Origin of the sequence: Isoptericola sp. NPDC057391, assembly GCF_042668085.1 — a bacterium.
Lineage (GTDB): Bacteria > Actinomycetota > Actinomycetes > Actinomycetales > Cellulomonadaceae > Isoptericola.
Genome location: NZ_JBHVBO010000023.1, coordinates 20,137 through 38,647, shown reverse-complemented (window position 1 = coordinate 38,647; position 18,511 = coordinate 20,137). Strand labels below are relative to the sequence as shown.

21 protein-coding genes are annotated in these 18,511 nt (G+C 75.7%); 14 read left to right on the top strand and 7 right to left on the bottom strand.

Annotated elements, in window-relative coordinates:
- Nucleotides 1–137: 137 nt before the first annotated feature.
- The 3 genes from glmM (at nt 138) to ACFUVW_RS05670 (ending at nt 3,010) form a co-directional block, all read left to right on the top strand.
- Nucleotides 138–1,502 carry a phosphoglucosamine mutase gene (gene glmM / locus ACFUVW_RS05680; RefSeq protein WP_430570379.1) on the top strand — a complete coding sequence of 455 codons (1,365 nt, stop codon included), beginning with the start codon at nt 138–140 and terminating at the stop codon, nt 1,500–1,502.
- On the top strand, nt 1,499–2,176 hold the full coding sequence (locus tag ACFUVW_RS05675; RefSeq protein WP_430570376.1) for a peptide deformylase: 678 nt from the start codon (nt 1,499–1,501) through the stop codon (nt 2,174–2,176). Before glmM ends, ACFUVW_RS05675 begins: the two co-directional genes overlap by 4 nt.
- A gap of 144 nt (nt 2,177–2,320) precedes the next feature.
- Complete coding sequence (locus tag ACFUVW_RS05670; RefSeq protein WP_430570375.1) at nt 2,321–3,010, top strand: DedA family protein; 690 nt, start codon at nt 2,321–2,323, stop codon at nt 3,008–3,010.
- A gap of 12 nt (nt 3,011–3,022) precedes the next feature.
- Here the strand turns inward: ACFUVW_RS05670 and coaA are convergent, their stop codons facing one another.
- The gene (coaA, locus tag ACFUVW_RS05665; RefSeq protein WP_430570378.1) at nt 3,023–3,982 is read right to left on the bottom strand and encodes a type I pantothenate kinase; all 960 of its coding nucleotides are present in this window, start codon (nt 3,980–3,982) and stop codon (nt 3,023–3,025) included.
- 112 nt (nt 3,983–4,094) lie between these two features.
- A complete protein-coding gene (locus ACFUVW_RS05660) occupies nt 4,095–4,931 on the bottom strand; it encodes a DUF72 domain-containing protein (protein WP_430570374.1) in 837 nt (278 codons plus the stop codon).
- 96 nt (nt 4,932–5,027) lie between these two features.
- Between ACFUVW_RS05660 and ACFUVW_RS05655 the strand changes: the two genes are divergently transcribed.
- Complete coding sequence (locus ACFUVW_RS05655) at nt 5,028–5,375, top strand: pyrophosphatase (RefSeq protein WP_430570373.1); 348 nt, start codon at nt 5,028–5,030, stop codon at nt 5,373–5,375.
- Between the two features lie 23 nt (nt 5,376–5,398).
- On the opposite strand, the gene ACFUVW_RS05650 is transcribed toward ACFUVW_RS05655, so the two are convergent.
- Entirely contained in the window at nt 5,399–6,220 is an 822-nt protein-coding gene (locus ACFUVW_RS05650; protein ID WP_430570372.1) for an alpha/beta fold hydrolase, read from the bottom strand.
- Nucleotides 6,221–6,291: 71 nt separating this feature from the next.
- On the opposite strand from ACFUVW_RS05650, the gene ACFUVW_RS05645 reads away from it, so the two are divergent.
- Nucleotides 6,292–6,642, top strand: a complete 351-nt coding sequence (locus ACFUVW_RS05645) for a holo-ACP synthase (protein ID WP_430550478.1) — start codon at nt 6,292–6,294, stop codon at nt 6,640–6,642.
- A 3-nt stretch (nt 6,643–6,645) separates the two neighbouring features.
- Here the strand turns inward: ACFUVW_RS05645 and ACFUVW_RS05640 are convergent, their stop codons facing one another.
- Together ACFUVW_RS05640 and ACFUVW_RS05635 are read right to left on the bottom strand one after the other, a co-directional pair.
- The gene (locus tag ACFUVW_RS05640) at nt 6,646–7,476 is read right to left on the bottom strand and encodes an alpha/beta fold hydrolase (protein WP_430570371.1); all 831 of its coding nucleotides are present in this window, start codon (nt 7,474–7,476) and stop codon (nt 6,646–6,648) included.
- 4 nt (nt 7,477–7,480) lie between these two features.
- Nucleotides 7,481–8,536 (bottom strand): LLM class F420-dependent oxidoreductase, encoded by a 1,056-nt coding sequence (locus ACFUVW_RS05635; protein ID WP_430570370.1) that lies wholly within the window; start codon nt 8,534–8,536, stop codon nt 7,481–7,483.
- Nucleotides 8,537–8,605: 69 nt separating this feature from the next.
- Here ACFUVW_RS05635 and ACFUVW_RS05630 point away from each other — a divergent pair, with 69 nt between their 5' ends.
- Together ACFUVW_RS05630 and ACFUVW_RS05625 are read left to right on the top strand one after the other, a co-directional pair.
- Nucleotides 8,606–10,228 carry a bifunctional ADP-dependent NAD(P)H-hydrate dehydratase/NAD(P)H-hydrate epimerase gene (locus ACFUVW_RS05630; RefSeq protein ID WP_430570369.1) on the top strand — a complete coding sequence of 541 codons (1,623 nt, stop codon included), beginning with the start codon at nt 8,606–8,608 and terminating at the stop codon, nt 10,226–10,228.
- A gap of 74 nt (nt 10,229–10,302) precedes the next feature.
- Nucleotides 10,303–10,908: an acetyltransferase gene (locus ACFUVW_RS05625; protein WP_430570368.1), complete on the top strand. Its 606-nt coding sequence runs from the start codon at nt 10,303–10,305 to the stop codon at nt 10,906–10,908.
- 29 nt (nt 10,909–10,937) lie between these two features.
- On the opposite strand, the gene ACFUVW_RS05620 is transcribed toward ACFUVW_RS05625, so the two are convergent.
- On the bottom strand, nt 10,938–11,420 hold the full coding sequence (locus tag ACFUVW_RS05620) for a glutathione peroxidase (protein ID WP_430570367.1): 483 nt from the start codon (nt 11,418–11,420) through the stop codon (nt 10,938–10,940).
- 32 nt (nt 11,421–11,452) lie between these two features.
- Between ACFUVW_RS05620 and ACFUVW_RS05615 the strand changes: the two genes are divergently transcribed.
- From ACFUVW_RS05615 to ACFUVW_RS05590, 6 genes are all read left to right on the top strand, one after another.
- Nucleotides 11,453–12,469 carry a pseudouridine synthase gene (locus ACFUVW_RS05615; RefSeq protein WP_430570366.1) on the top strand — a complete coding sequence of 339 codons (1,017 nt, stop codon included), beginning with the start codon at nt 11,453–11,455 and terminating at the stop codon, nt 12,467–12,469.
- Between the two features lie 8 nt (nt 12,470–12,477).
- Nucleotides 12,478–13,788 (top strand): alanine racemase, encoded by a 1,311-nt coding sequence (gene alr, locus ACFUVW_RS05610; RefSeq protein WP_430570365.1) that lies wholly within the window; start codon nt 12,478–12,480, stop codon nt 13,786–13,788.
- Nucleotides 13,785–14,354: a tRNA (adenosine(37)-N6)-threonylcarbamoyltransferase complex ATPase subunit type 1 TsaE gene (tsaE, locus tag ACFUVW_RS05605; RefSeq protein WP_430570364.1), complete on the top strand. Its 570-nt coding sequence runs from the start codon at nt 13,785–13,787 to the stop codon at nt 14,352–14,354. The genes alr and tsaE overlap by 4 nt, the downstream gene beginning before the upstream one ends.
- Before the next feature lie 52 nt (nt 14,355–14,406).
- Nucleotides 14,407–15,138, top strand: coding sequence for a tRNA (adenosine(37)-N6)-threonylcarbamoyltransferase complex dimerization subunit type 1 TsaB (gene tsaB / locus ACFUVW_RS05600; protein WP_430570363.1), 732 nt, complete (start codon nt 14,407–14,409; stop codon nt 15,136–15,138).
- Between the two features lie 89 nt (nt 15,139–15,227).
- Nucleotides 15,228–15,749: a ribosomal protein S18-alanine N-acetyltransferase gene (rimI, locus tag ACFUVW_RS05595; protein WP_430570377.1), complete on the top strand. Its 522-nt coding sequence runs from the start codon at nt 15,228–15,230 to the stop codon at nt 15,747–15,749.
- Entirely contained in the window at nt 15,746–16,645 is a 900-nt protein-coding gene (locus ACFUVW_RS05590; RefSeq protein ID WP_430570362.1) for a sulfurtransferase, read from the top strand. Before rimI ends, ACFUVW_RS05590 begins: the two co-directional genes overlap by 4 nt.
- Nucleotides 16,646–16,709: 64 nt before the next feature.
- Here ACFUVW_RS05590 and ACFUVW_RS05585 read toward each other — a convergent pair whose 3' ends face one another.
- Complete coding sequence (locus ACFUVW_RS05585; protein WP_430570361.1) at nt 16,710–17,333, bottom strand: malonic semialdehyde reductase; 624 nt, start codon at nt 17,331–17,333, stop codon at nt 16,710–16,712.
- A gap of 88 nt (nt 17,334–17,421) precedes the next feature.
- Here ACFUVW_RS05585 and tsaD point away from each other — a divergent pair, with 88 nt between their 5' ends.
- Nucleotides 17,422–18,483 (top strand): tRNA (adenosine(37)-N6)-threonylcarbamoyltransferase complex transferase subunit TsaD, encoded by a 1,062-nt coding sequence (tsaD, locus tag ACFUVW_RS05580; protein WP_430570360.1) that lies wholly within the window; start codon nt 17,422–17,424, stop codon nt 18,481–18,483.
- Nucleotides 18,484–18,511: the final 28 nt, after the last annotated feature.

Below are 18,511 nucleotides of genomic sequence, written 5' to 3'. Positions count from 1 at the left end.
GAGCGTCAGCGCCACGGACGGCCCCGTCGGAAGCTTCCGGCGGGGCCGTCCGCACGTCCGGCTACGATCGGTGCGGCGTCCGCGGGGGCGCCGTGGGGTGTGCGTGCGGATCCACCGCCGCGCCCGGAGGAGGAGACATCGTGCGACTGTTCGGCACCGACGGGGTCCGTGGGCTGGCCAACCGGGACGTCACCGCGGACCTGGCCCTCGGGCTCGGCAGCGCGGCGGCCCACGTGCTCGGCACGTCGGGCGACTTCGCCGGGCACCGCCCGCGCGCCGTCGTCGGGCGCGACCCGCGTGCGTCGGGGGAGTTCCTGTCCGCCGCGGTCGGCGCGGGGCTCGCCAGCTCCGGCGTGGACGTGGTCAACCTGGGCGTGCTGCCCACCCCGGCGCTGGCCCACCTCGTGGGCGCGATGGACATGGACCTCGGCGTCATGATCTCCGCGTCCCACAACGCGATGCCGGACAACGGCATCAAGTTCTTCGCGCGCGGCGGCTTCAAGCTCGCCGACCACGTCGAGGACCAGATCGAGGCCCGCCTCGGCCAGGACTGGGAGCGGCCGATCGGCGCCGACGTCGGGCGCATGCGCTCGGACACCGGCATCGCCGCGCAGCAGTACGTGGAGCACCTCGTGGCGAGCATCGGCACGACGCCGGACGTGCGCCCGCTGGAGGGCCTGCGCATCGCGGTGGACGCCGCGAACGGCGCCGCGAGCCAGGTCGGCCCGGAGGCGCTGCGCGAGGCGGGGGCCGACGTCGTCGTCATCAACGCGAGCCCCGACGGTCGCAACATCAACGAGAAGGCCGGCTCCACCCACCCCGAGCAGCTGCAGGCCGTCGTCGTGGCCGCGGAGGCCGACTTCGGCGTCGCGTTCGACGGCGACGCGGACCGCTGCCTCGCCGTCGACCACGGGGGCGTGCTGGTGGACGGCGACCAGATCCTCGGCATCCTGGCCCGCGCGCTCAAGGACGAGGGCCGGCTGCCGTCGGACACCCTGGTCGTCACCGTCATGAGCAACCTGGGCCTCCTGCTCGCGATGCGCGAGTCGGGCATCACCACGATCCAGACGGGCGTGGGCGACCGGTACGTGCTCGAGGAGATGCGCGCGCACGGGTACGGGCTCGGGGGCGAGCAGTCGGGCCACATCATCCTGGCCGACCACGCCACGACCGGCGACGGCGTCCTCACCGCGCTGCACCTCGCCGCGCGCGTGAAGGCCACCGGGCGGCGCCTGGCCGACCTCGCCGCCGAGGTCCCGCGCCTCCCGCAGACGCTCGTCAACGTCAAGGGCGTGGACAAGGCCCGCGCGGCCGACGACGAGGGCGTGCGCGCCGCGATCGAGAGCGCGGAGGCGCTGCTGGGGGAGACGGGCCGCGTGCTGCTGCGCCCCTCGGGCACCGAGCCCCTCGTGCGGGTCATGGTCGAGGCCGCCACCCAGACGCAGGCCGACGGCGTGGCGGACACGCTCGCCGCCGTCGTGCGCGACCGGCTGGCCCTGTGACCGACGGCGCCCCTGCCGGCCGCGCGGCGGCGGGCGTGGACGAGGCCCTGCGGGCCGCGGTCGTCGACCTGCTGGACCGGGCGGACGCGGCGGCGGACGGCCCGGGCACCGGCCTGCTGCCGATCGTCCAGGCGGGGGCGCCGGTCCTGCGCGCGCCGGCGGCCCCCTACACCGGGCAGCTCGGCGACGTGCTGCCGCGGCTGCTCGAGGCGATGCGCCGCACCATGCACGCCGCGCCCGGCGTGGGCCTCGCGGCGCCGCAGGTCGGGATCGGGCTGGCGATCGCCGTCGTCGAGGACGCCGGCACCCCGCCCGACGCCGAGGCCGACGACCCGCGGGAGCGGACGCCGCTGCCGTACCGGGTGCTGCTCGACCCCGCGTACGAGCCGCTGCCCGGCCCCGACGGGGAGCCCGAGCGCGCGGCGTTCCACGAGGGCTGCCTGTCGGTGAGCGGGTGGCAGGCCGTCGTCGCGCGGCACCGGCGCGTGCGGCTCACCGGGCGCGACGAGACCGGGGCACCGGTCGACGAGGTCCTCACCGGCTGGCCGGCCCGCATCGTGCAGCACGAGACGGACCACCTGGCGGGGGAGCTGTACCTCGACCACGCGCTGCTGCGCACGCTCACCTCGAACGAGAACCTGGTGCGGTACGGCAACGTCGTGGACCTCGGGTGAACATTCGGCACTCAGGGTGGAACCGGGGGAATTCCCCATGCAGCCTGGCCCCCGGTTCTGCCTAGGCTGGTCCCGTGACGCCGTCCGGCGTCGTGCGACCGCCGGAGGGCCTCCTCCCGGCCGACGAACCGAGGGACCGACCTGGTGAACCTGTCGACGATGCTGGCACAGCTCGAGGGCTGGATCCTCGACCTGGGCGCGTCCCTGTGGATCTACCCGGCCATGTACGTCTTCGCGACGATCGACGGGTTCTTCCCGCCGATCCCCAGCGAGTCCGTGGTCATCACGCTCACCGTGCTCGCCCACTCCGAGGGCAACCCGTGGCTGCCCGGCGTCCTCGCTCTCGCCATCGCCGGCGCCTGGACGGGCGACCAGATCGCCTACCAGATCGGCCGCGCCGTCGGCACCGAGCGCTTCGCGTTCCTGCGCTCCGCCCGGGGCCGCAAGGCCGTCGACTGGGCGCGGCACGCGCTGGCGCACCGGGGGGCGTCGTTCATCCTGGCCGCGCGGTACGTGCCCATCGGGCGGGTCGCGGTCAACATGACCGCGGGGGCCGTGGGCTACCCGCGCCACCGGTTCATGCTCTACTCGGGCATCGCGGCCGTGACGTGGGGCATCTACTCGATGCTCATCGGCCTCGCCGCGGCCTCCTGGCTCGGGCACAACACCCTGCTCGCCATGGCCGTCGGCGTCGTGGCCGGCATCCTGCTGGGCGTCCTCGTGGACCAGGTGGTGCAGCGGGTCGCCGGTCCGCCCCGGACGCAGCCGGTGCCCGCCGACGACGACGAGCACGACGACGAGGCCGACGCCGAGCCCACGAGCCGGGCGGCCTGACCCGACCGCGGGTCAGAGCTTGCGCAGCCGGACCCGCTGCACGGAGTGGTCCGACCCCTTGGTGAGCACGAGGGTGGCGCGCCCACGGGTGGGGAGCACGTTGTGCTCCAGGTTCGGCGCGTTGATCGACTCCCAGATGGACAGCGCCCGCTCCGTCGCCTCGGCGTCGGACAGGTCCGCATAGCGTCGGAAGTACGACTCCGGCCTGCTGAACGCCGTCCGGCGCAGCTGCAGGAAGCGCTCCACGTACCACTGGCGGATGTTGCGCGTGCGGGCGTCGACGTAGATCGAGAAGTCGAAGAAGTCGCTCACCGCCACGGTCGACTCGTCGATCGCCGACGGGCGCGCCGGCTGCAGCACGTTGAGGCCCTCCACGATGAGCACGTCCGGCTTGCGCACCACGACCTCCTCGCCGGGCACGATGTCGTAGACGACGTGCGAGTACACCGGGGCGCGGACCTCGGACTGCCCGGCCTTCACGCGCGACAGGAACCGGATGAGGGCCCGCCGGTCGTAGGACTCGGGGAAGCCCTTGCGGTCCATGATCCCGCGGCGCTGCAGCTCCGCGTTCGGGTACAGGAAGCCGTCGGTCGTGATGAGCTCGACGTGGGGCGTGTCCGGCCAGCGCGCCATCATCTCGCGCAGGATGCGCGCGGTGGTCGACTTGCCGACCGCGACCGACCCCGCGACGCCGATGACGTACGGGGTGCGGGGCGGCTCCTCGTGCAGGAACGTCGACGTGGCGCGGTGCAGGCCGGCGCTCGCGGCTACGTACAGGTTGAGCAGCCGGGACAACGGGCGGAAGACGGCGTCCACCTCGGCGAGGTCGATCGGGTCGCCCAGGCCGCGCAGCCGCTCGACGTCGGCGTCGGTCAGCGGGAGCGGGGTCGACGCCGACAGGCGGCTCCACGCCGCACGGTCGAGGTCGACGTACGGGGACGCCGGCGCCAGCCGGGTGAGGTGCTCGCCCAGGGGCTGGGGTGCCGTGCCGGGTGCGGTGTCGGAGGACTGCGGTGCCACCTGCACGATTCTGCCCGAGGCCGGGCGGGGAACGACAACCGCGGACGCCGTCGTCCCCGGTGGGTCACGGCGGCCACGGGTCGACGACGTCGCCGAGCCGCTCCACGAGGCGCAGGGCGTCCCGCGGGGCGTGGGCGTGGCCGTCGTTGTCGAAGTACACGACGACGTCCTGCCCGGCGTCCGCCCGCCGTCGCACCCAGCCGGCCCACCGGTCGAGGCGCGCGTCGTCATAGCGGCTCGCGTACAGGGACGTCGGGCCGTGCAGCCGGAGATACGCGAGGCCGGCCGTGGGGTGGTCGAGGAGCGGCCAGCGCCCGGCGCCGTCCGACACGACGAGCGCGACGTCGTGGTCGCGCAGCATCCGGAGGGCCTCGGGGGACTCGAACGACGCGTGCCGCGGCTCCAGGGCGTGCCGCAGGGGGCGGTCCACGCCGGGCTCGGTCCAGGCCTCCGCCCGAAGACGGTCGTCGTGGTCCGCGGCGAGTCGCCCGGCCTCGGCGGTCGTGCGCGGCAGCGCGTCGAGGAAGGTCGCGAGAACCTCGGGGTCGAACGCGGCGCGCTCCGGGAGCTGCCACAGCACGGGACCGAGCCGGTCCCCGAGGGCGAGGAGGCCGCTCGCCACGAAGTTCGCGAGCGCTGTCCGCGGGTCGCGCAGGCGCTTGAGGTGCGTGACGTAGCGGCTGCCCTTGACCGCGAACGTGAAGCCCTCCGGCACCGTGTCCCGCCAGCGCAGGAAGGAGGCGGGCCGCTGCAGCCCGTAGAAGGTGCCGTTCAGCTCGAGGGTGCTGAAGCGCGTCGCGGCGTACGCGAGCTCGTCGGCACGCCGGGTGCCGTCGGGATAGAAGCGGCCGTGCCAGTGCCGGTACTGCCAGCCCGACAGGCCCACGCGGACGCTGGGCACGGCGCCGAGCCTACGAGCCCGCCGCCTTGGTCGCCGCACGGCGCCCCGCCCTGGCGGTGCCCGCCGCAGCGGGTGGACAGGGGGCATGATCGGCGCATGGACCTGGGTGAGCTGTCGGACGAGCTGGAGATCATCTCGCGGGTGTACGAGCGGCGCTTCGGCGTCCCTCGTACCGACGACTGGCTGGTGCTCAAGCTGCACGAGGAGGTCGGGGAGCTCACGCAGGCCTACCTCGCCCGGTCGGGGCGGTCGCGGGACCGGGGCGAGGGGGAGCAGGCGGTGGACGCGGCGTTCCGGGCGGAGCTCGCCGACGTGCTCGCCCAGGTGCTGCTCGTGGCGCGCCGGTTCGACGTCGACCTCGAGGCGGAGCTCGAGCGCAAGTGGTTCCGGTGGCGCCACCTCGTGGAGCCGGCGGACGAGGCCGGCGTGCGTGCCGAGGGGTGACCCGCGCCGGCTCCGTCGCCGGGCTACGTGCCCGCCGTCGCCTCCTCGACGCGGTCGAGCCACTCGTTCACCAGGGCGTCGAAGAGCGCCGGCTGCTCGATCTGGAGGTTGTGCCCGGCGCGGTCCAGCACCGCGAACGTGGCGCGCGGGTAGTGCTCGAGGACCCGCCAGGCGTCGCGGTAGCCGGTCGAGGAGTCCTGCCGGCCGGTGAGGAGGAGCGTGGGGCCGTCGTAGGGTCGCGGCTCGACCGCGAAGGTGCCGGCGTAGGCGGCGCCCACGCGCGCGACGGTCGCCGGGTCGGCCGCCTCCAGCCCGGGCGTCACCTCGGCCTGGGTGCGACGCCAGGTCTCCGCGGTCTGCACGACGCCGACGTCGTCGGCGTCGAGGGCCGCCGCGCCCACCTCCCGCAGCAGGCGCTCGTCACGGACCAGCACGCGATGCGGCGGGACCTCCCGCCGGTCGTGCTCCGGCACGATCAGCGGGCACAGGAGCGCGAGCCCGCGGACCCGGTCCGGCTCCGCGGCGACGAGCCCTCGCGCCAGGTACCCGCCGTACGACTCGCCCACCACGACGTACGGGCCCGGGACGAGGCGGTCGAGGGTGGCTCGGACCGCCGCGAGCATGTCGTCGGTGGACGCGACGTCCCCCGGCGCGCTGGCGCCCATCCCCGGGAGGTCCAGGTAGACACGACGCCAGTCCCGGCGGTCGGCGAGCACGGCCTCGAACGGCGTCAGCATGAGGCGGTGGTCCACGGGGAACCCGTGCAGCAGCACCATGGTGGGCGTGCCGGGCGCTGCGGGGGCGCCCCGTTCGACGGCATGGACCGGGGCGGGGTGGTCGGGCATGGGCGGAACGCTAGGTCGGGACACCGACACCGCCACCGTGACCGACGTCGGGCGGACCTAGGCTGTGGGCCATGATCATCGGCGTGGGCATCGACGTGGTGGACGTCGCCCGGTTCATGGCGACGGTGGAGCGGGTGCCGCGCCTGCGCGAGAAGCTCTTCACCGAGGCCGAGCGCGACCTGCCGGCGTCGTCCCTCGCGGCGCGCTTCGCGGCCAAGGAGGCCATCGCCAAGGCGCTCGGCGCCCCCGGCGACCTGCACTGGCACGACGCGACCGTGCACCGCACCGTCGGCGGGCCGCCGGAGGTCGAGCTGCGCGGCACCGTGCAGGCCCGCGCGGACGAGCTGGGCGTGAAGGCGTGGCACCTGTCCATCTCCCACGACGCCGGCATCGCGTCCGCCATGGTGGTGGCGGAGGGCTGAACCTCAGGCGGCGGACCGCCACCAGTCGAGCGCGACCGGGAGCGCGGCGAGCACGCTGACGTGGCCGTCCCGCGGGCGCAGCCACAGCTCCGCGGCAGGCAGGGCGTCGACCAGTAGGTCGGCGTGGTGCCGCGGCACGACCCGGTCCGCGCCGCCCTGCACGACCAGGGACGGGGGCGTGACGTCGTCGAGCCCGACGCCCCACGGCCGGACGAACGCGAGGTCGTCGTCGACCTGCCCGGCCGGCCACGCCTGCCCGGACCGCGAGGCGTCGGCACCGAGCGAGGCCCAGGTCCCCGCGAGCGCCGCGTAGTCGTCGGCCGTGAAGCTCGACTCGTCGAACTCCGCGGTCTTGGCGTGCCGCTCGCGTGCCTCCCGACCGTCCAGCGCCGAGCGCAGGCCGCCGTCGTCGGCCATGCCCGCGAACCACAGGTCGTCGCGGCCGTGACCGGGGTAGGGCGCGATACCCGCAAGGGTCACCGCGCCGGACACGACGTCGGGCCGGAGCGCCGCGAGCGCGAGCGCGTGCGGGCCGCCGCCCGAGGCGCCGACGGCGAGGCACCTTGCCACGCCGAGGGCGTCCAGGGCGGACGCCACGTCCGCCGCGGCGTCCGCCACCGTGCGTCCGGGGCGGCGGGTGGACCCGCCGTACCCCGCGCGGGCTGCGGAGACCACCCGTAGCCCGCCCGCCCGGGCGGCCTCGACGACCGGGGGCAGCAGCTCGCCGGACTGTGGCGACCCGTGGTGCCAGACGACGGCGTCGGCGGACGACGGGCCGTCGTCGTGCACGACCAGCCGCCGGCCGTCCGGCAGGTCGACCTCGTGCCGCGGCACCGCCTCAGTCCTGCAGCGCGGGGATGACCTGCCGCTGGAAGAGCTCGATCTGGTCGCGGTCGGCGGCGGCGTTCGGGAAGTACGTGATGGCGTACGTCATGCCCAGGTCGCGCAGGGCCGAGAGCTTCTCGACGACCTGCTCGGGCGTGCCCACGACGGGGCTGTTGCGCCAGTTCGCGATCTCCTGCTCGCCCTTCTCGCCGGGCGCGTGCTTGCGGAAGTGCGACTCGATCCAGGCGAAGCGGTCGTCCACCTCCGCCTGGTTCTCCCCGATGACGACGTTGTAGTCGGACGAGCGGGTGATCTCGCCGAAGTCGCGGCCCAGGTCGCGGCAGTGCTGCTCGAGGATCGACGACTTGTGGGCGAACGTCTCCGGGTCGCCCGCGAAGTTCGTGTACTGCGCGAACCGCGCGGCGATGCGCAGCGTCTTCTTCTCGCCGCCGCCCGCCACCCACAGCGGGATGCTCGGCACCTCGGCGCCGCCGTCGCCCAGCGGGAGCTGCTGGAGCGGCTGCGGATAGCAGAGGGCGCCGTCCACCTGGTACGTCTCGCCGTCGAACTTTCCGGACGACCCGGTGCGCCACATCTGCGTGATGATCTGCAGGCCCTCGTCGAGCGCACGCAGGCGCTCGCCCGCGCGGGGGAAGCCGTAGCCGTAGGCGCGCCACTCGTGCTCGTACCAGCCCGCGCCGATGCCGAGCTGCGCGCGGCCGCCGGAGATCGCGTCCACCGTGGAGGCGACCTTCGCCAGGTACGCGGGGTTGCGGTACGACATGCACGTGCACATCTGCCCCAGCTTCACGCGTTGGGACGCGGCGGCGAACGCCGCCATGAGCGTCCACGCCTCGTGCGTCGCCTCGGCGCTGGGGATCGGGACGGTGTGGAAGTGGTCGTACACCCAGACCGAGTCCCAGGCCCAGGGGCCGCCGGGGATCGGCTCGCCGGCCGCGGCGTTGTCGGCGTAATGGAGCAGGGACAGCATCGTCTCCCAGTGCTGCTCCGGGGGGACGTCGGTGAGCGAGTGGCGCCAGCCCTGCGGGATGAAGAGTCCGAATCGCATGGGCCAGAGCCTATGCCTCGACCTGCGGCGACGCTGCGGGGCGCGGCGGGGCGCGGCAGGATGCGTCCCATGATCTCCGCCTGGTCCGCCGCCGACGTCCGCGCCGCCGAGGAGCCGCTGCTCGAGGCCGGGGTCCCCCTGATGGAGCGGGCGTCGTTCGCGCTCGCCGTGCGCGTGCTGCGCGACGTCGCCGCGCGCCGGGGGCCGGTGCGCGGCGCACGGGTCGTGGTGCTCGCGGGGGCGGGCAACAACGGCGGCGACGCGCTGCACGCGGGCGCCGTGCTCGCGCGGCGTGGGCTGGCGGTGACGGCGGTGCTGGTCGCCGGGCGGTTCCACGACGGCGGTCGGGCGGCGCTGGAGCGCGCCGGTGGCCGCGTCGTCGAGCTCTACGCCGCGCCCGAGCGCCTGGAGGCGGTGGCGGACGACGCCGCCCGCGCCGACGTCGTGCTCGACGGCCTGGTCGGCATCGGGGCGCGCGGGCCGCTGCGCGACCTCGGCGCAGATGTTGTGAGCGCGATTTCGGGGACTGTTCGACGGCGAATAGTCCCCGAGATCGCGCTCACAACGACACCGGGTGCGCTGTGGGTGGTGGCGGTGGACGTGCCGTCGGGCATCGGGGTCGACGACGGCGCGGTGGCCGGCCCGGTGCTGCCGGCCGACTGCACGGTGACGTTCGGCGCGGCCAAGCCGGGCCTGCTGCTGCCGCCGGCGGCCGGTCTCGCGGGCGACGTGAGCGTCGTCGACATCGGCCTGGACCTCCGCCCGGACGCCGGCCCGAACACCGCCGGCCCGTGGGCCGTACGCCGGCTCGAGCCGGCCGACGTCGGCGCGTCGTGGCCCGTGCCCGGGTCCGCGGACCACAAGTACACGCGCGGCGTGGTCGGCGTCGTCGCGGGCACGGCGACGTACCCCGGCGCGGCGGTGCTCACGACGACGGCCGCCGTGCGGACCGGGGCCGGGATGGTGCGCTACCGAGGGTCGGCCGAGGTGGGCGGCCGGGTGCTCGACGCCCGACCCGAGGTCGTCACCGCGCCCGGCCGCGTGCAGTCGTGGGTCGTGGGGCCGGGCGTCCCCGGCGGGCCGGAGGCCGTGCACGAGGGGGAGGCCGACGGCCTGGACGACGGCCAGCACGAGCGCGGGCGGGCGTGCCTCGCCGCGGCGGCCGGCCGGCTCGCCGGGACGGCGGGCGGGCGTGTACCCGCGGTGGTCGACGCCGGCGGGCTCGGCCTGCTCGACGAGCGCGTCCCGGCGTGGTTCGTGCTCACCCCGCATGCGGGCGAGCTGACGGCGCTGCTGCGTTCGCGCGGCGAGGACGTGCGCCGCCCGGACGTCGAGGCCGAGCCGCTGCGCTGGGCACGCCGGGCGCACGACCTGACGGGCGCGACGGTGCTGCTCAAAGGGGGTGTGACCGTCGTCGTCGGCCCGCACGGCGCGTGGGCGCAGGCCGACGGGCCCGGCTGGCTGGCCACCGCGGGAGCCGGCGACGTCCTCGCCGGCGTGCTCGGCGCGATGCTCGCGGCGCGGTCGCGCGAGGTCGTCGAGGACCCGGCGCTCGCGGCCGAGGTCGCCGCCGCGGCGGCGCTGGTGCACGGTCGGGCCGCGCACCGCGCGAACCCCGGCGGCCCGGTGGCCGCGCTCGACGTGGCGGACGCCGTCCCGGGAGCGATCAGGGACCTTCTGGCCGCCGGGTGACACGGGACCGGCGACGAGAGCACGGGGCGAGAATGCCCATGACCGGCGCCGCTCAGCGCGGTTACGGTGCGCCGGTGACGACGAACCTCCCCGCCGTGCGGGTGCTGCGATCCGACGACCCGGAGGCGGCGCGCCTCCTCGACGCCGGGGCGCGCGTCGTCTCCGAGTCGTGGGGCGCCCGGCTCGTCGTCACGCCCGAGGTGCTGGCCACGTGCCGTACCGCCGTCGACGCCGCGCGGAGAGCGGGGTGGACGGTCCGCGCGCTCGTGCCGAACGACGCGGCCGCGCTCACCGCGCTCGACGCCGGGGCCGCCACCGACTACCCGGTGACCGTCGCGACGTCTCACGACGTGCCCGACGCCGCCGCGCTCGCCACGCAGCTGGCCGCGGGGGAGCGGTGGGCGTTCGGGGCGTTCGCCGCGGACGGCCGGCTGGACGCCGCGACGGTGCTGTACCCGGCGGCGGACCGCGTCGAGGTCGACTTCACCGTGACGCGTGCCGCGGCCCGCCGGCGCGGGCTCGCCACCGCCGTCAAGGGCGCGGCGGTGCTCGCCCTCGCCGACGCGGGACACGCGGTCTTCGGCTCGGGCGGCGCCGCAGAGAACGTCGCGTCGCGGCGGGCGAACGAGGCGCTCGGGTACGTCGTCACCGAGCGCTGGGTGCACCTGCGGGCCGGGTGACAGGCAGTACCACCTCGCGGGGCCGGTGACTACCTCGGCAGGGACTTCTCGACGAGGTCGACGATCTCGGGGGAGTCGGGGACGGTCTGCGGGGAGAACCGGTGCACGTCGCCGCCGGGCAGCACGACGAACTTCTCGAAGTTCCAGCGGATGCGGCCGTCGTGCCCGTCGGCGTCGGCCGTCTTCTTCAGCTCGGCGTACAGCGGATGGGTGTGCCGGCCGTTCACGCGGATCTTGGAGACGACGGGGAACGTGACGCCGTAGGTGGTGGAGCAGAACTCGGCGATCTTCTCGTCGGTGGACAGCTCCTGGAGGAACTGGTTGGACGGGAAGCCGATCACGGTGAACCCGCGGTCGGCGTACGTCTTCTGCAGCTGCTCCAGCGCCTCGTACTGCGGGGTGAGCCCGCACCGCGAGGCGACGTTGACCACCAGCACGACGTCGTCGCGGTGCTCCGCGAGCGTGGTCGTCGTGCCGTCCATGCGCTCGAACGGGATGTCGTAGAGGCTCATGCCGCCATCATGCCGCGCGCGACAATGGTCCGGTGCCACCAGGATCGCGCGAGGACCGCCCGCGCAAGCACGTCCCGCCCCTGCCCGTGCGCGGCGGCCTCAACCCCACGCGCCTCGTGCTGCCCCACGACGCGGCCAGCGTCGCCCGGTACGCGACGGCGGCGCAGTACCTCCTGGAGCGGTTCGGCGACGGCGCGGGGGACGCCGCGCGGCTGCGGGAGAAGCTCGCCGCGGGCGAGGTGGTGACGGGGGCGGGCGCCGTCGTCGACGACGCGACGCCGTACGAGCCGCGCGGCTTCCTCTACCTCTACCGCGACCCGCCCGCCGACGAGCCGGAGGTGCCCGCCCTCGACGAGCTGGAGGTGCTGCACCGCGACGACGACCTGCTGGTCGTGGACAAGCCGCACCTCGTCGCGACGATGCCGCGCGGCCGGTGGGTGACCCGCACGGTGCTCGTGCACCTGCGTGCCACGCTCGACCTGCCCGAGCTGGTGCCCGCGCACCGGCTCGACCGGCCCACCGCCGGCGTGCTGGTGCTCACCGTGCGGCCCGAGGTGCGCGGCGCGTACCAGACGGCGTTCCAGGACCGTGCCGTGCGGAAGGTCTACGAGGCGGTCGCGCCGCTGCCGGCGCCGGGCTCGGCGATCGACCGGGACGGGACGACGACGGTCCGTTCGCGCATCGTCAAGCACCGGGGCGTGGTGCGCGCCCAGGAGGAGCCGGGGGAGCCGAACGCCGAGTCGCGGGTGACGCTCGTCGCGCGGGACGAGGCCCGCGGCCTCGGGCTCTACCGGCTCGAGCCGCACACCGGCAAGACGCACCAGCTCCGCCTGCACATGGCCTCCCTCGGCCTGCCGCTGCTGCACGACCCGTTCTGGCCGGTGCTGCGCGCGGACGCCCCCGACGACCCGGACCGGCCGCTGCAGCTGCTCGCCCGCTCGCTGGCGTTCGTCGACCCGCTCAGCGGCGCGCCGCGCGAGTTTCGCTCCCGCCGGCGCCTCGCCGCATGGTCCGGCGGCGGGCACGGCGGGGGCGACGGCCCGCGGTGAGAGAATCGATGACCGTGAGCACCGAGGTCCCGTCCGAGGTCCCGACCGACACCACCACCGCCGCGCCGGCCGACCCGTCCCTCCCCGCATTCCCCGACGACGCGCTGGCTCGCGCCGTCGTCGACCTGGCCGCCGTGCGCGACAACGTGCGCGCCCTGGCCGGGCACGCCCCCGGCGCCGCGGTGATGGCCGTGGTGAAGGCGGACGGGTACGGGCACGGGATGCTGCCGGTGGCGCGGGCGGCGCTCGCGGGCGGCGCGACCTGGCTCGGCACGGCGGTGCCCGCCGAGGCGCTCGCGCTGCGCGCCGGCGGCGTCACGACCGCCGACGCCCGCGTGCTCACCTGGCTCGCGACACCTGGCGCGCCGTTCGACCGGCTCGTGGCAGCGGGCGTGGACGTCGGGGTCGCGGCGCCGTGGGCGCTGGACGAGGTGGCCACCGGGGCGCGGGCCGCGGGGGAGCCGGCACGCGTGCACCTCAAGGTCGACACCGGCCTCGGCCGCAGCGGGATCATGCCCGCCGACCTGCCCGACGTCGTCCGGCGGGCCGCCGCGCTCGAGGCCGACGGCGTGCTGCGGGTGGTCGGCGTGATGTCGCACCTGGCGTGCGCGGACGAGCCCGGGCACCCGTCGATCGCGCTCCAGGCGGCGGCGTTCGACGCCGCGGTCGCCGTGGTCGAGGCCTCCGGCGCGTCGCTCGAGGTGCGCCACCTCGCGAACTCCGCCGCCGTGCTCACCGACCCCCGCCTGCACTACGACCTCGTGCGCCCCGGCATCGCCGTCTACGGGCACTCGCCGGTACCCCAGCTCGGCGCCCCCGGCGACTACGGGCTGCGCGGCGCGATGACGCTGCAGGCGCGGCTCGCCACCGTCAAGGACGTGGCGGCCGGCCACGGGGTGTCGTACGGGCACCACTACACGACGCCGCGGGACACGCGGCTCGGGGTGGTGCCGCTGGGCTACGCGGACGGCATCCAGCGGCACGCGTCGGGCGGCAGCCTCGGCGTCGGCGGGCCGGTGGGCGTCGGCTCCGCGGCCGGAGCTCGGGTGCTGCGCGTGGCCGGGAGGGTGTGCATGGACCAGTTCGTGGTCGACCTCGGGCCGGACGCGACCGAGCGCGCGGGCGACATCGTCACGCTGTTCGGGGCGTCCGACGGCGTGGAGCGCGGCGCGGTCGTGCCGAACGCGGAGGACTGGGCCCGCGCGGCGGGCACCATCAGCTACGAGATCGTCACGGGCATCGGGGCGCGCGCGGTGCGCGTGTACACGGGCCCGGGCGACGGGACCGACAACGGCAGCAGGAAGGAAGGGCAGCGGTGAGCGACGTCGTCGTACGCACGGAGACGGACCTGCCGGACGCGGAGGCGACCCGGGCGCTGGGGGCGGCCCTCGCCGGGGTGCTCCGGGCGGGAGACCTGGTGATCCTCACGGGGGACCTGGGGGCGGGCAAGACGACGTTCACCCAGGGCCTCGGGGCCGCGCTGGGGGTGCGGGGGCAGGTGGCGTCGCCCACGTTCATCGTGGCGCGCGAGCACCCGCCGCTGCCGCGCGAGGACGGCTCGCGCGGCCCGGCGCTGGTGCACGTGGACGCCTACCGGCTCGGCGGGCTGGGGGAGCTGGACGCGCTGGACCTGGACTCGTCGCTGGACGAGTCCGTCACCGTCGTCGAGTGGGGTCGCGGTCTGGCCGAGGCGCTCACCGACGACCGGCTCGAGATCGACCTGGAGCGCCCGCGCGGCACGTCGGCCGGCGCAGCCGACGGCGCCGGCGCGGACGCGGACGCCGACGACGAGGCCGACCCCGGCGCCGGGACGCGCCACGCGACGCTGCGCGGCTTCGGCGCCCGCTGGGCCGGCGTCGACCTGGCCGCGCTCACCGTGCGCTGACCCGGTGCCTCCGGTCTCCCCGGCCACGCCGCGGGAAACGTAGGCTGAGGCCGTGGCAGTTCTCGCATTGGACACCTCCGCAGCCGTCGCCGTCGCCCTCGTGGACGACGACGGCGCACGCCTCGCCGCGCGCTCGGCCGACGAGCGCCGCCGGCACGCCGAGTCGCTCGCCCCGCTCGTCGACGCCGTGCTCGCCGACGCCGGCCTGACGCGCACGGACCTCACGGCCGTCGCGGTGGGCACGGGGCCCGCGCCGTTCACCGGCCTGCGCGTCGGCCTGGTCACGGCGCGCACCCTGGCCCTCGCCCTCGGGATCGACGTGCTCGGCGTGCCCAGCGTCGACGCGATGGCCGTGCAGGCGGTCGCCGACCTCGGCCTGACGCCGGGCGAGGAGGTGCTCGTCGCGACCGACGCCCGCCGCAAGGAGGTCTACTGGGCGCACTACCGCGTCGTCGCGCACGAGGGCCCGCACGCGGTCCCCGTCGTCGAGACGCTGGCCGGCCCGGGCGTGGACAAGGCCGCCGACGTCGCCGCCCGCCTCGCGGACGCGCCCGCCGACGGCCGGCTCGTCGTCGTGGGGGAGGGCGCGACCCTGTACCCCGAGCACCTGCCGGCGGACGAGGACGGCCCGCTCGTGCCCGACGCCGCCGTCCTGGCCCGCGTCGCGCTCGCCCGCCGGGCCGCCGGCGAGGACCTGCCCACCGAGCCGCTGTACCTGCGCCGGCCCGACGTGCAGGAGCCGGCGCCGGCACGCCTCGTCCCCGCGACCGGGAGCCCGGCGTGACCACCGAGCAGCCCACGGCGCAGGACCCGACGACCGACCGGCCCACGGCGCCGGCCGCCGGCGCGGACCTGCCCCGCACGGTGCAGCACGTGTACGCGCCGTCGTGCCGGCTGCGACCGCTGGGCAGCGCGGACTTCGACCGGGTGCTCCAGCTCGAGCGCGTGCTGTTCGGCGCCGGGGCGTGGACGTACGGGATGCTCGCCGACGAGCTGGCCGCCCTCGGCCGCTGGTACGTCGTCGCCGAGCCCGCCGGCCCGGACGCCGTCGCCGTGTACGGCATCGGACCGAAGCCGGTGGTCGGGTACGCCGGGCTGTGGTTCGACGGCGACGTCGCGCAGATCATGACGATCGGCGTGGACCCGCACTACCAGCGGCACGGCGTGGGCCGCGCCCTGCTGGAGGCGCTCGTCGAGCGCGCTCGCAAGCTCCGGGCGGACGCGGTCCTGCTCGAGGTGCGGGTCGACAACGAGCCCGCGCTCGCGCTGTACGAGCGGTACGGCTTCGAGCGGATCGGGCTGCGCAAGCGGTACTACCAGCCCGAGGACAAGGACGCCTACACGATGCGGCTCGACCTCCGCGGCCACCACGAGCGACAGGGGACCGCGTCGTGACCCGCGAGGACACGCCGCGCTCGCGGGTGCTGGTCACGGTCGCGGAGCTCGCGGCCGACCTGCGGCTCAGCGCCGGCCCCGACCCCGCGGACGGCGCGCCGGTGCTGCTCGACGTCCGCTGGGCGCTGGGCATGACGGACGGCCGCGAGCGCTACCTCGAGGGCCACCTGCCCGACGCCGTCTACGTGGACCTGGAGTCCGAGCTGGCCGCGGAGGCGTCGCCGGAGGAGGGGCGCCACCCGCTGCCCTCGGCGTCGTCGTTCCAGCGCAGCGCGCGGGCGTGGGGCCTGCGGAGCTCCTCGCGGGTCGTCGTGTACGACACGGTGGGCGGCACGTCCGCGGCGCGGGCCTGGTGGCTGCTGCGCTACTTCGGCGTGGACGACGTGCGCATCCTCGACGGCGGCCTGCCCGCCTGGGTGCGCGCGGGCTACGCGCTGGAGAGCGGCGACGTCGTGCACGCACCCGGCGACCTCGTCGTGCGGCCCGGCCACCTGCCGGTGCTCGACGCCGACGACGCGGCGGAGCTGGCCGAGACCGGCACCCTGCTCGACGCGCGGGCCGCCGCGCGGTACCGGGGCGAGACCGAGCCGGTGGACCCGCGCGCGGGTCACGTGCCCGGTGCGCTGAGCGCCCCGACGGCGGAGAACCTCCGCGAGGACGGCGCCTTCCTCGACGACGCGGCGCTGCGGCGCCGGTTCGCCGACCTGGGCCTGGGTGCGACCGACGCGGGCGACGACGTTCTCGCCGTCGGCGTCTACTGCGGGTCCGGCGTGACGGCGTCGCACGAGATCGCCGCGCTCGCCTGCGCAGGCATCCCGGCCGCGCTGTACGCCGGCTCCTGGTCGCAGTGGTCGAGCGACCCGTCGCGGCAGGTGGCGACCGGCGACCGCCCGTAGCCCCCGGAGACGGGTCGAGCCCGTCGAGACGGTGTCTCGACAGGCTCGATCCTTGGAGGCGTGGTCAGAGGACCTGGGCGACCTCGTCGAAGGACAGGCGCGGGCCGCGCGGGTAGGGCGAGCCCTCGCCCTCGGCGTGGCCGACGTTGACCACCATGAACGACTTCCAGCCGGACTCGGCGAAGAACTCGCCGTCCACGCCGTCGAAGTCCATGCCGTCCATGGGGCCGGCGGCGAGACCGGCGGCCCGGAGGCCGACCATGAGGTAGCCGGCCTGGATGAGCGCGTTCTTGCGGGCCATCGCCTCGCGCGCCTCGACGGCGGGGGCGAGCTGGTCCTTGATGCCGGGGATGGCGGGGAACAGGTGGTCCATGTGCTCGTGGAACGCCGGGTCGGCGGCGAGCACGAGGGACACGGGCGCGTTCCGGACGCGGTCCTTGTTCCCGTCGGCCATGTGCGTCGCGAGGCGCGCGCCCGCCTCCGGCGTACGGACCACCAGCACGCGCAGCGGCAGCGTGTTCATCGCGGTGGGCCCGAACTTGGCCAGGTCCCAGGCGGCGGCCAGCTGCTCGTCGGTGACGGGCTCGTCGGTGAAGAGCGAGGTGGTGCGGGCGGCGCGGAACAGGAGGTCCGCCACGTCGTCGCCGACGGCGAGGGACGTGGACGGGTGCGTGAGGGTCTCGGTCATGGTTGCCCTAACAGATCGATGCAGACGCATGATTCCCCGTCGGGGCGGTGACGCCGATCACGCCCGCCGGATGAGGGAAGATGGCGTCATGGCTGCACCGCACGCGGGCTCAGGCCCCCTCGTCCTCGGTATCGAGACCTCCTGCGACGAGACGGGCGTCGCGCTCGTCCGCGGCGACGAGCTCCTGGTGGACGCCGTCGCCAGCTCGATGGACGAGCACGCGCGCTACGGCGGGATCATCCCGGAGGTCGCGAGCCGCGCCCACCTGGAGGCGATGGTCCCAACGATCCGGCGCGCGCTCGGCGAGGCCGACGTCGACCTGTCCGAGGTGGACGCGATCGCCGTCACCGCCGGCCCGGGCCTGGTCGGCCCGCTGACCATCGGCGCGTCCGCGGCGAAGGCGCTCGCGATCGGCCTGAACAAGCCGCTGTACGGCGTCAACCACGTCATCGGGCACGCGGCGGTCAACCAGCTCGTCGACGGGCCGTTCGAGGGCCGCACCATGGCGCTCGTGGTCTCCGGCGGGCACAGCTCGCTCATGCTCGTGGACGACGTCGCGACGAACGTCACCGAGCTCGGGTCCACGCTCGACGACGCGGCGGGGGAGGCCTTCGACAAGGTCGGCCGCCTGCTCGGCCTGCCGTACCCCGGCGGCCCGCACGTGGACCGTCTCGCGCGCGAGGGCGACCCGGAGGCCATCCGCTTCCCGCGCGGCCTCACCGCCGCGAAGGACCAGGCCAAGCACGCCTACGACTTCTCCTTCTCGGGTCTCAAGACGGCGGTCGCGCGCTGGATCGAGGCCTGCGTCGACGCCGGGCGCGAGGTGCCCGCGGCCGACGTCGCCGCGTCGTTCGCCGCCGCCGTCGCCGACGTGCTCACGGCCAAGACGATCGCCGCCTGCCGGCGGCACGACGTCGAGACCCTCGTCGTGGGCGGCGGGTTCTCCGCGAACAGCCAGCTGCGCGAGATGGCCGCGAAGCGCTGCGCGGAGGCGGGCATCGACCTGCGCATCCCGCCGATCCGCTACTGCACCGACAACGGCGCGATGATCGCCGCGCTGGGCTCCGCCGTCGTGCGCGCCGGGGCGGCGCCGTCGAGCTTCGACTTCCCGGTCGACTCGTCGATGCCGATGACCACCATCACCGTCTGACGCCCCCGTCACCGGGCGCCGGGGGAAA

Bases quoted from the DNA above. Each gene is read 5' to 3' on its own strand.
- alr (WP_430570365.1), top strand. From the start codon at position 12,478: ATGACCGTGAGCACCGAGGTCCCGTCCGAGGTCCCGACCGACACCACC.
- ACFUVW_RS05630 (WP_430570369.1), top strand. From the start codon at position 8,606: ATGATCTCCGCCTGGTCCGCCGCCGACGTCCGCGCCGCCGAGGAGCCG.
- ACFUVW_RS05645 (WP_430550478.1), top strand. From the start codon at position 6,292: ATGATCATCGGCGTGGGCATCGACGTGGTGGACGTCGCCCGGTTCATG.
- ACFUVW_RS05585 (WP_430570361.1), bottom strand. From the start codon at position 17,333: ATGACCGAGACCCTCACGCACCCGTCCACGTCCCTCGCCGTCGGCGAC.
- tsaD (WP_430570360.1), top strand. From the start codon at position 17,422: ATGGCTGCACCGCACGCGGGCTCAGGCCCCCTCGTCCTCGGTATCGAG.
- ACFUVW_RS05655 (WP_430570373.1), top strand. From the start codon at position 5,028: ATGGACCTGGGTGAGCTGTCGGACGAGCTGGAGATCATCTCGCGGGTG.
- ACFUVW_RS05620 (WP_430570367.1), bottom strand. From the start codon at position 11,420: ATGAGCCTCTACGACATCCCGTTCGAGCGCATGGACGGCACGACGACC.
- ACFUVW_RS05650 (WP_430570372.1), bottom strand. From the start codon at position 6,220: ATGCCCGACCACCCCGCCCCGGTCCATGCCGTCGAACGGGGCGCCCCC.
- ACFUVW_RS05635 (WP_430570370.1), bottom strand. From the start codon at position 8,536: ATGCGATTCGGACTCTTCATCCCGCAGGGCTGGCGCCACTCGCTCACC.